At 60.6% G+C, this 11,130-nt stretch carries 9 protein-coding genes; 4 read left to right on the top strand and 5 right to left on the bottom strand.

Annotated elements, in window-relative coordinates:
* Window positions 1–33: 33 nt before the first annotated feature.
* Window positions 34–2,745, bottom strand: coding sequence for a preprotein translocase subunit SecA (gene secA, locus ISX84_RS13945; protein ID WP_195820987.1), 2,712 nt, complete (start codon window positions 2,743–2,745; stop codon window positions 34–36).
* A 173-nt stretch (window positions 2,746–2,918) separates the two neighbouring features.
* Here secA and ISX84_RS13950 point away from each other — a divergent pair, with 173 nt between their 5' ends.
* The 4 genes from ISX84_RS13950 (at window position 2,919) to ISX84_RS23400 (ending at window position 5,689) form a co-directional block, all read left to right on the top strand.
* On the top strand, window positions 2,919–3,788 hold the full coding sequence (locus tag ISX84_RS13950) for a peptidylprolyl isomerase (RefSeq protein ID WP_195820988.1): 870 nt from the start codon (window positions 2,919–2,921) through the stop codon (window positions 3,786–3,788).
* A 6-nt stretch (window positions 3,789–3,794) separates the two neighbouring features.
* A complete protein-coding gene (gene argJ / locus ISX84_RS13955; RefSeq protein WP_195820989.1) occupies window positions 3,795–5,021 on the top strand; it encodes a bifunctional glutamate N-acetyltransferase/amino-acid acetyltransferase ArgJ in 1,227 nt (408 codons plus the stop codon).
* Window positions 5,022–5,026: 5 nt separating this feature from the next.
* Entirely contained in the window at window positions 5,027–5,425 is a 399-nt protein-coding gene (locus ISX84_RS13960) for a (deoxy)nucleoside triphosphate pyrophosphohydrolase (RefSeq protein WP_195820990.1), read from the top strand.
* A 129-nt stretch (window positions 5,426–5,554) separates the two neighbouring features.
* Window positions 5,555–5,689, top strand: coding sequence for a hypothetical protein (locus ISX84_RS23400; RefSeq protein WP_268247480.1), 135 nt, complete (start codon window positions 5,555–5,557; stop codon window positions 5,687–5,689).
* A gap of 74 nt (window positions 5,690–5,763) precedes the next feature.
* Here ISX84_RS23400 and infB read toward each other — a convergent pair whose 3' ends face one another.
* From infB to rimP, 4 genes are read right to left on the bottom strand one after another with little or no spacing between them, the layout of a single operon-like run.
* Window positions 5,764–8,235: a translation initiation factor IF-2 gene (infB, locus tag ISX84_RS13965; RefSeq protein WP_195820991.1), complete on the bottom strand. Its 2,472-nt coding sequence runs from the start codon at window positions 8,233–8,235 to the stop codon at window positions 5,764–5,766.
* Between the two features lie 9 nt (window positions 8,236–8,244).
* Window positions 8,245–8,865 carry an RNA-binding protein gene (locus ISX84_RS13970; RefSeq protein WP_195820992.1) on the bottom strand — a complete coding sequence of 207 codons (621 nt, stop codon included), beginning with the start codon at window positions 8,863–8,865 and terminating at the stop codon, window positions 8,245–8,247.
* A gap of 22 nt (window positions 8,866–8,887) precedes the next feature.
* A complete protein-coding gene (gene nusA, locus ISX84_RS13975) occupies window positions 8,888–10,507 on the bottom strand; it encodes a transcription termination factor NusA (protein ID WP_195820993.1) in 1,620 nt (539 codons plus the stop codon).
* Window positions 10,508–11,098, bottom strand: coding sequence for a ribosome maturation factor RimP (gene rimP / locus ISX84_RS13980; protein WP_195820994.1), 591 nt, complete (start codon window positions 11,096–11,098; stop codon window positions 10,508–10,510). It lies immediately after the preceding gene.
* Between the last annotated feature and the right edge of the window lie 32 nt (window positions 11,099–11,130).

Here is an 11,130-nt window from a genome sequence, read left to right on the forward strand (position 1 = left end):
GGGTGTAATTCGGGCAAGAAGATGGCGGAGGTGTCAGACGAGACGCCCGTGGCAGTGTTTGAACTTTTTCCCTGATCCACAAGGGCATTGCTCGTTCCGGCCCGGGTTTCCCCAGGTTGACGGATCGTCTTCCACAAAGCCCGCTGCCGCATCGCCGCCCGATTCCGCCGCTGGTGCGGCACCCGCCGGTGCAACGGCTGCCGCATTCTGGGCCGCTGCCTGTTGGGCCCGGATCTGTTCGAGCATTTCGCGTTGCTCATCCTCGGAGAGCGGACGGATCTGCGACAGCTTCTGTGTGACGTCGGCCCGCAGACTGTCCAGCATGCCTTCGAAAAGCTGGAAGGATTCGTTCTTGTATTCGTTCAACGGGTCACGCTGCGCATATCCGCGAAAGCCCACAACCGACCGCAGGTGTTCCAGCGTCAGCAGATGCTCGCGCCACTTGCCGTCGATGGCCTGCAGCAAAAGCTGCTTTTCGATGTTGCGCATGTTCTCGGAACCGAACAGCTCGGCCTTGCTCGCCATGAACTCGTCGGTGGCCGCGACCAGACGATCCCGGATCGCCTCATCATCAACGCCTTCCTCTTCGACCCAGTCCATGACCGCCACATCCACGCCGAGCTGCTCTTTCACCGCCTCATAAAGGCCTTCGGAGTCCCACTGATCGGCATAGGTGTTCGGCGGCAGATGCTGGTCGATCATGTCGTCGATCACCTGGTGGCGCATGTCGGTGGTGATCTCGCTAAGGTCAGCCGCTTCCATGATGTCGCGGCGCTGGGTGAAGACCACCTTGCGCTGTTCGTTCATCACGTCATCGAACTTTAAAAGCTGCTTGCGGATGTCGAAATTGCGCCCTTCGACCTTGGCCTGCGCCCGCTCCAGCGACTTGTTGACCCAAGGGTGAATAATGGCTTCCCCCTCCTTCAGGCCGAGCGTTGTCAGCACCTTTTCGAGACGCTCGGACCCAAAAATACGCATAAGATCGTCTTCGAGGCTCAGGTAAAATGACGACCGACCGGGGTCTCCCTGACGTCCTGAACGCCCACGCAGCTGGTTGTCGATCCGGCGGCTTTCGTGGCGCTCGGAGGCCAGAACATAGAGCCCGCCAGCCTCCAGCACCTTGGATTTCTCGCCCGCATGTTCGGCTTCGACCTTGGCGCGGATTTCCTCCGGATCGGCTTCGGGATCGGCGGCGATGGCGTTCATCACCTGCATGTCCACGTTGCCGCCCAGTTGGATGTCCGTCCCGCGGCCCGCCATGTTGGTCGCAATGGTCACCGCGCCGAATTTGCCCGCGTCCGCGACGATCTGCGCTTCCTGCTCGTGCTGGCGCGCGTTCAACACGTTGTGCTTGATCCCCGCATCCGTCAGCATCTTGCTCAGCACTTCGGACTTCTCGATCGAGGTGGTGCCGACCAGCGCGGGCTGGCCCTTGGCATTGCTCTCTTTAATCTGGTCCAGCATGGCGGAGTATTTCTCGCGCACGGTGCGGTAGACCTGATCGTCGTCGTCGATCCGGGCAATCGGCTTGTTGGTCGGCACTTCGACCACACCCAGCCCGTAGATTTCCTGGAACTCTTCCGCTTCGGTCAGCGCGGTCCCGGTCATGCCTGCCAGCTTGTCATAGAGGCGGAAATAATTCTGGAAGGTCACCGAGGCCAGCGTCACGTTCTCGGGTTTGATGGGCACGTTTTCCTTGGCCTCGATGGCCTGATGCAGGCCGTCCGACAAGCGACGCCCGGTCATCATCCGACCAGTGAATTCATCGATCAGCACCACCTCGTCATCGCGGACGATATAGTCCTTGTCGCGCTGAAACAGCTTATGCGCCCGCAGACCCTGATTGACGTGGTGCACGATGGTCGTGCTTTCCGGATCGTAGAGGGTTTGCCCCTCTTCCAGCAGCTCGCGCGACCGCAGCAGGTCTTCCAGAAATTCGTTGCCCTCATCCGTGAAGGTCACGTTCCGGGTTTTTTCATCAAGTTCGAAATGGCTGTCGTCCAGTTCCGGGATCACCACGTCGACGGTCTTGTACATCTCGGATCGGTCCTGCGCGGGACCGGAAATGATCAAGGGCGTGCGCGCTTCGTCGATCAGGATCGAATCCACCTCGTCCACAATCGCGAAGTTGTGATGCTTCTGGAAAATCTGGCTCAGCTCGGACTTCATGTTGTCGCGCAGATAATCAAACCCAAGCTCGTTATTCGTCGCGTAGGTGATATCGCTGCCGTAAGCGTCGCGCTTGTCCTCCTCGGACATCTCGGAATAGGCCACGCCGGTGGTCAGGCCCAGCGCGCCGAACACCTGCCCCATCCAGGCGGCATCGCGTTTGGCGAGGTATTCGTTCACGGTGACGATATGCACACCCTTGCCGGTCAGCCCGTTCAGGTAGGCCGCGAATGTGGCGGTCAGCGTCTTGCCTTCGCCGGTCTTCTGTTCCGCGATATTGCCCTGATGCAGGAACACCGCCCCCATGAGCTGCGTGTCAAAGGCGCGCAGGCCCAGGGCCCGGCGCGCGGCTTCACGGCAGTTGGCAAAGGCTTCGGGCAGCAGGTCGTCAAGGTTTTCGCCATCCAGCGCGCGCTTGCGCAGCTCTTCGGTCTTTTCCTTGATGCCGTCGTCACTCAGTTTTTCGAACTCTGGCTCAAGCGCGTTGATCTTCTCGATCAGCGGGCGGGTCGCTTTGACTTTGCGGTCGTTTGGTGTCCCAAAGACCTTTTTTGCGAGTGTTCCGATGCCCAGCATGCGTTCTCCAGCCGAAGTTTAGGGAATGGCGCCGATTTGCTTGCTCGTCTGCGGCACAGCCCATAGATAGAAAGGGAACGCAGCACTCTGGCCGCGCCCATAGGGCGATGTAAGGGTCACGCCAAACCGTGTCAATGTCGCGCCCTGCCGTGACGCAGCCCAAGGACCAATCCATGCAAAAACACCTCACCCTCATGGCCGGCGCCGCCTTGCTGGTCACATTGGCCGCGCCGTCCTGGGCCCAGACTTCAACGGACACAAACGCAGAGCCGCCCACCGCTGAAACGGTGGTGGCCACTGTGAACGGTGTTGAGATCACGCTGGGTCACATGATCGTCGCGCGCGCCAGCCTGCCGCAGCAATATCAGCAGTTGGAGGACGAGGTCCTCTATGACGGCATTCTGGAGCAGCTGGTGCAGCAAAGCGCCCTGGCACAGAACTTCGAGGGTGACGTGCCGCTGCGGATCACCAAGTCACTGGAAAACGAGGAGCGCTCACTGCTTGCCGGCGAAGTCGTCGAGGCGGTGTTGCAGGACGCGATCACCGAAGAGGCCCTTCAGGAGCTCTATGATCGGCAATTCGGGGATATCGATCCCGAAGAGGAATATAACGCCTCCCATATTCTGGTGGAAACCGAAGAGGCCGCCTTGGCCGTCAAGGAAACCATTGACGGGGGTGCCGATTTCGGTGCCACGGCGCGGGAAAAATCGACGGGTCCGTCCGGTCCGAATGGCGGGGAGTTGGGATGGTTTGGCCCCGGTATGATGGTGCCTGCGTTCGAGGCCGCGACCATCGCGCTTGAGGTAGGTGAGGTTTCGGCCCCGGTGCAGACCCAGTTCGGCTGGCATATCATCAAGCTCAACGAAACGCGCAAGGCAGAGATTCCGACCTTGGAAGACGTGCGGGGAGATTTGACCCAGGAGCTCAGCCAGATTGCAGCGCAGGAAGCGATCCAGGACGCCACCGAAGCTGCAGACGTCCAGGTCCCTGCTGATCTCGAAATCGATCCGGCGGTGCTGAAACAGACTGACCTTCTGGAATAACGCACCATGGCAAAGATTTCTGCGGTTTCGCCGCTGGCGCCAGAGGCGTTTCCGGCTTTGCCCATTGTCGAGGGTGTGACATTTGCCACCATCGCCGCGGGCGTTCGGTATCAGGGGCGCGATGACGTCATGCTGGCGTGCATGACGCCTGGCACGGCGATTGCCGGGGTCTTCACCACCTCGGCCACACGGGCTGCACCGGTGCTGGACTGTCAGGCCAAGCTGGGCGGAGCGTCCGGATCGGCAGCTGCGTTCCTTGTCAATTCGGGCAACGCAAACGCCTTCACCGGACGCAATGGCGAAGATGCGGTGGGGGCCATCACCCTTGCCACCGCAACCGCCTGCGATATCCCGCAAGAGCGCGTTTTCACCTCGTCGACCGGGGTGATCGGAGAGCCCTTGCCCTTCGACCGCATCACCGCGCACCTTAGGGCTCTGGCCGAGGCGCAGGATGCCGCAGGCATCGAAGCGGCGGCGCGTGCCATCATGACAACCGACACCTTCCCCAAGGGCGCCAGCGCCACCGTCGATATTGCGGGCAGGCGCGTGACCATCGCGGGCATCGCAAAGGGCTCCGGCATGATCGCGCCGGACATGGCGACCATGCTGGTCTACATCTTTACGGATGCGAAAATTCCGCAGGCAGAACTTCAGGCAATGGTGTCGGGTCACAATGCCTGCACCTTCAATTGCATTACCGTCGACAGTGACACCTCGACCTCCGACACGCTTCTGGTCGCGGCGACGGGTGCGTCCGGCGTGGACGTCAGCGGTGACCTGGCGTTTTCCGACGCGCTGCATGGGGTCATGCTGGACCTTGCGCATCAGGTTGTCCGCGACGGCGAAGGCGCGACGAAGTTCGTGGAGATCAGCGTCACCGGTGCCGCAACAGATGCCGACGCCAAAACGCATGCCTTATCGGTTGCCAATTCCCCGCTGGTGAAAACCGCCATCGCGGGCGAGGATCCCAACTGGGGCCGCGTGGTTATGGCCGTGGGCAAATCCGGTGCCGCAGCAGATCGCGACCTGTTGTCTATCCGGTTCGGAGACGTGGTTGTGGCGGAAAAGGGATGGGTCAGCCCGGGGTACGACGAGGCGCAGGCCGCCGCACATATGAAGGACCACGAGCTTTTCATCGGTGTGGACATCGGTTTGGGGAACGGCCGGGCCACCGTCTGGACCTGCGATCTGACCCATGGCTACATCGACATCAACGCCGATTACCGGTCCTGACTTCCATGAAAACTGTTCTCGTTTCCGCTGTTGCCCTGATTGATGTGGATGGGCGCGTCTTGCTGGCGCAACGGCCCGAAGGCAAATCCATGGCCGGTCTCTGGGAGTTCCCGGGTGGCAAGGTCGAGCCGGGCGAGACACCCGAAGTGGCCTTGATCCGCGAGCTGGAAGAAGAGCTGGGGATCAATACATGGGCCTCCTGCCTGGCCCCGCTCACTTTCGCCAGTCACAGCTACGATGACTTCCATCTGCTGATGCCGCTCTTTGCCTGCCGCAAGTGGGAAGGCACCCCGATGTCACGTGAAAACCAGCTGCTGAAATGGGTGCGTCCGGCGGCGCTCAGGGACTATCCGATGCCAGCCGCTGACGTTCCGTTGATTCCCATTTTGCGCGATTGGTTGTAGCAGGTCACTTTTTAGGCGACGTCATCCGCGACTTTTCGCCTATTGCACGAAATCGCTTTTTTTGTTTATGGTAATTTAATCAAATTACGATATTTTTTTTGATGTCACTATCCTGGGGAGGAGAACGACATGTTACGGACGATCACTCTGGGGAGTGCTGTGTCGATTCAGGGACTTTACGTGCGGGCGTTGCCCGATGGGCGTATCGTCGTGAAAGTAGATGACACAAGCTATACTGGCGCGCCGGTCACCAAAGCCGCCTGATAGAGCACTCAAACACACACGAAAAAGGGAACAGCGTTCGCGCTGTTCCCTTTTTTGTTTTATAAAGCTGATACTTAGCTCAGGGTCCGCGTGATTTCCTCGCGCTCGAAAATCTCGATCACGTCGTCGGCACGGATATCGTCGTAGTTTTCGAACGCCATACCGCATTCCTGACCGGACTGAACTTCCGCCACTTCGTCCTTGAAACGCTTGAGCGTTTTCAGCGTGCCTTCGTGGATCACCACGTTGTCGCGCAGCAAACGGACCCCGGCAGACCGGCGTGCAACGCCTTCCGTCACCAGACAACCGGCCACTTTACCGACGCCGGTCACCTTGAAGACTTCCTTGATCGTCGCATAGCCGATGAAGTTCTCGCGGATTTCCGCGCTGAGTAGGCCAGAAGCCGCCGCTTTCACGTCATCCACAAGATCATAGATCACCGAGTAGTAGCGGATCTCCACACCCTTCTGATTCGCGGTGTTCCGCGCAGAGGCATTTGCCCGCACGTTGAAACCCATGATCGGAGCACCCGATGCTTCGGCCAGACCCACATCGGTTTCGGTGATGGCGCCGACACCCGAATGCAGCACGCGCACGCGCACCTCTTCGTTGCCGATTTTTTCCATCGCCTGGACGATCGCCTCGGCAGAGCCCTGCACATCGGCTTTGACCAGAATGGGCAACTCGTTGACGTTCTCATCCGCCTTGGCGTTTGCCATCAGCTGTTCGAGCGTCGTCGCCGCCCCAGCCGCCGCGCGTTTGTCCTTCGCGGCCTGCTCGCGATACTCAGCGATCTCGCGGGCCTGCGCTTCGGTCTCGGTCACGTTCAGCACGTCACCCGCTTCGGGCGTACCGTTCAGACCCAACACCTCGACAGGCACCGAAGGTCCGGCCTCTTTCACGCGGTCGCCCTGATCGTTGATCAGCGCACGGACCTTACCGTATTGCTCGCCCACGACGAAGATATCGCCCTGGCGCAACGTGCCGTTCTGAACCAGAACGGTGGCCACGGGCCCACGACCCACGTCCAGCTGCGCTTCGATCACCGCACCCTGTGCCGCACGATCCGGGTTCGCCTTCAGCTCAAGGATTTCCGCCTGAAGCGCGATGGCCTCCAGCAGTTCATCCAGACCCTGACCGGTGATCGCGGAAACTTCAACGTCCTGCACTTCACCAGACATCTTCTCGACGATAACCTCGTGCTGCAGCAGGTCGGTCCGAACCCTGTCCGGATCAGCCGCCGGGCGGTCAATCTTGTTGATCGCCACGATCATCGGCACTTCGGCTGCCTTCGCGTGGTTGATGGCCTCGATGGTCTGCGGCATCACGGCGTCATCCGCCGCCACAACCAGAACCACGATATCCGTCACCTGCGCCCCGCGGGACCGCATCGACGTAAAGGCCGCGTGGCCCGGCGTATCGAGGAAGCTCAGCAGCTGACCGCCATCGGTTTTCACCTGATAGGCGCCGATGTGCTGCGTGATCCCGCCCGCTTCACCGGCAACAACCTTGGCGTTGCGGATCGCATCGAGCAGCGAGGTTTTACCGTGGTCAACGTGGCCCATGATGGTGATGACCGGGGGCCGCGATTTGAGATCCTTGTCGTCGTCTTCGACTTCCTTGATCACGTCTTCCACGTCCGCATCGGACACGCGGACCACTTTGTGGCCGAATTCCTCGACAATCAGTTCGGCGGTATCCGCATCGATGGTCTGGTTCTGCGTGACCATCATGCCGTTGTTCATCAGCGCCTTGACGACCTCGCCAACCTTTTCGGACATCCGGTTGGCCAGTTCGGAGACGACAATCGCCTCGGGCACCTGCACGTCGCGGACGACCTTTTCGCGCTCAACCGTGCCGCCCATCGCTTTCTGACGTGCCCGTTCCTGCTTGCGCTTCATCGCGGCCATGGAGCGTTGACGCCCGCCTTCACCGCCAGACAGCGCCTGGTTCAATGTCAGCTTGCCCGACCGGCGGTTGTCGTCGCCGCCCTTGCCGCGCTTGTTGTCGCGGTCGCGGTCCTGCTGCTTGCGCGGTGCCGCTTCCGGCGCCTTGGTGCTGGTGGGGCGGGCAACAACGGGTTCTTCAACCGGCGCCGCAGCCGCCTTGGCCGCCGCTTCGGCTTCCTGCTTGCGGCGTTCGTCCTCTTCGGCCTTGGCCTTGAGGCTTTCCTCGCGCTCGCGTTCCTGCTGCTCTTTCGCTTCCTGTTCGGCACGGCGACGCTCGCGGTCTTCGGCGCGCGCCTTTTCTTCTGCTTCACGCGCCGCGGCCTCTTCGACCTCACGCGCCTTGGCAGCCTGAACAGCCTTCAGGCGGCGGTCCATCTCCGCATCGGAAATACCCGCCGGACGCCGGGACGGATCACCTGTGGCAGCGCCGCCCGATCCGGTTTTACCCGCACCCGGTTTCGGCACCACAACGCGCTTGCGCTTGGTCTCCACCACGACGTTTTTGGTCCGTCCGTGGCTAAAGCTCTGCTTTACGTTGCCCGGACGCGCGCCACCGCCACGCAGACCCAATGTTTTCTTGCCGTCAGTATCGCTCATGAAGCTCGTCTATCCTTTCGAGTGGCCGTTGCCACCCTCGTTTTCGCGCACGCCTTTAAGTCGGTTGGCTTCCTCTACAACACGTTGCGTGAGTCCACCAGAGGCGAGCGCCCCATGTATCACAGTTTGACGTCCGAATGCCAAACCCAATTCGTCTGCCGTCAGCCAGCCGATGTAATGGCCATAGTGCGGCGTGCTCAATTTCGATTTCCCACGTCCCGATCCATCAACTGCCTGGATCAGAACTTCGGCCTCTTCCATCTGAAGCCAGCTTTTGACCTTTTCGTACCCGGCGACGGCCTTACCGGCCTTGCGTTGCAGAGAAATGAGGTCGATCACCCGGCGCGCCAGCTGCCGTTCCACTTCCCCCACCAAGTCCTCTGGCACCGTCACCGGTTGCTTTGCACCGCGGGCAAAGAGGCGCTTTTGAACCGCTTTTTCAAGCGCGCCCCTGTCCGCCGCCACATAGATCCCGCGCCCGGGCAGTTTGCCCAGAACATCCGGCACAATCTGCCCCTCTGGACCGGCCACAAAGCGGATCAGCCCATATTTTGGCTGCACCTCGCCTGTGGCAATACACTTGCGATCCGGACCGTCCGTGCGGTCTTTTGGAGCGCCACCGCGACCCATCAGCTGACCCCGAGGCCTGAGATCAGGCCTCGGCCTCCTCGGCGTCTGCCGCTTCCAACTCTTCTTCGGCCTCGGCCTCCAGATCGGCCGGATCGACCCAGCCCAACATGACACGTGCGGTCATGATCAGATCCTGCGCCTCTTCCAGCGAGACATCAAAGGGCTCCAGAACACCGTCATCCTTGACACGCTCGCCGTCGATGGTTGTCCATCCGCCAGCCAGCTCCCAGTCGGCGCAGGTGGCGAAGTCTTCCAGCGTCTTCACGTCATCCTTGGCAAGCGCCTCAATCATCTGGGGTGTGAGACCCTCGAATTCAACCAGGCTGTCCTCGACACCCATGCTGCGGGCATTCTCAAGGGCCGCCTTGTTCTGGGCTTCCAGCACATCGCGGGCACGGGCCTGCAACTCGTTCGCGGTGTCTTCGTCCACACCGTCGATGACAAGCAGCTCGTCGAGCTCGACATAGGCCACCTCTTCGAGGTTCGAGAAACCTTCCGACACGAGAAGCTGTGCGAAGAATTCGTCCAGGTCCAGGTTATCGACAAAGAGCTTGGTGCGCAGTTCGAACTCGGCCTGACGGCGCGCGCTCTCCTGCTCCTCGGTCATGATGTCGATGTCGAGCCCGGTCAGCTGGCTGGCCAGACGCACGTTCTGACCGCGACGGCCAATAGCGAGGCTCAGCTGCTCTTCCGGAACCACAACTTCGATCTTGCCCGCTTCCTCGTCGAGGACCACCTTGCTGACTTCCGCAGGCTGCAACGCATTCACCAGGAACGTGGGCTGGTCTTCGTTCCACGGAATAATGTCGATTTTCTCGCCCTGCAGCTCGTTCACAACGGCCTGCACACGAGACCCCCGCATACCGACGCAGGCACCCACCGGGTCAATCGACCCGTCATAAGAAATCACTGCAATCTTCGCCCGGGACCCCGGATCACGGGCCACCGCCTTGATCTCGATGATGCCGTCGTAGATTTCGGGCACTTCCATCTTGAAGAGCTCCGCCATGAATTCCGGTGCCGTACGGCTGAGGAAAATCTGCGGGCCGCGCTGCTCGCGGCGCACGTCCTTGATGTAGACGCGGATGCGGTCATTGGGGCGGTAGCTTTCGCGGCCAATCTTCTCGTTGCGGCGCAGGATCGCCTCACCGGCGCCCACGTCGACGATGACGTTGCCGTATTCCTCGCGTTTGACGAGACCGTTGATGATGGTGCCCGCGCGGTCCTTGAATTCCTCGAACTGACGGTCCCGCTCGGCTTCGCGCACCTTCTGCAGGATCACCTGTTTCGCGGATTGCGCGGCGATGCGGCCCATCTCCACGGGCGGGACTTCCTCGATGAACTCCTGCCCGACTTCGGGGTTTTCCATGTACTGCTTGGCCTGCTCGACCGTGAATTCGGCCTGATAATTCTCCAGCTCTTCATCCTCGACCACGGTGCGCACGCGGGTGAACGTGGCGCGGCCGGTCTTGCGGTCGATGGAGACGCGAATATCCATCTCCGCGCCGTAGCGGGACTTGGCCGCGCGGGCGAGCGATTCTTCCATCGCCTCGACCACCAGACCGGGGTCGATCATCTTTTCGCGGGCCACGGCCTCAGCCGTTTGCAGCAGTTCAAGCTGGTTTGCAGAAGTAATTGCCATTTATTGGTCTCCCTCAGCGGAATTCTCCGATGACACCTCATCGGAAATTTCGTCAAATTTCGTCTCGTCAATTGCGCCGCTTGCTTTGCGCTGGCGCAGCATTTCCTTGATCAGATCGTCCGTCAGCACCAGTTTCGCATCCGACAGCCAGTCGAATTTCAAACCGATGGTGCCTTCGGCGACATTGATCAGAACTTCGTCGTCCTCAATGCCTGCCAACTCGCCCTTGAAGCGGCGGCGGCCGTCAATCATCTCGCCCGTCTCGATCTTGGCCTCATAGCCTTCGAACATCTCGAAGTCCTTGAGCCGTGTCAGCGGACGGTCGATCCCGGGGCTGGACACCTCTAGCGTATATTCGTCGAGAATAGGGTCTTCGACATCGAGAATAGCGCTAACCGCCTGGCTGATCTCGGCGCAATCATCGACCTCGATACCGCCGTCGGGCTTGTCGGCCATAATCTGCAGGATCGTGGATTTCCCCGACATCAGGCGCACGCGCACCAGTTCAAACCCCATATCCTCGATCACCGGGGTGATGATCTCGGCCATGCGGCGATCAATGGCAGCTTTTGCAATCAGGTCGTTTGTCATCAGTCTTTCAGGCACAAAAAAACGGGCGCGCG

Origin of the sequence: Roseobacter sp. MH60115 (assembly GCF_015644665.1) — a bacterium.
Taxonomy (GTDB): domain Bacteria; phylum Pseudomonadota; class Alphaproteobacteria; order Rhodobacterales; family Rhodobacteraceae; genus Roseobacter.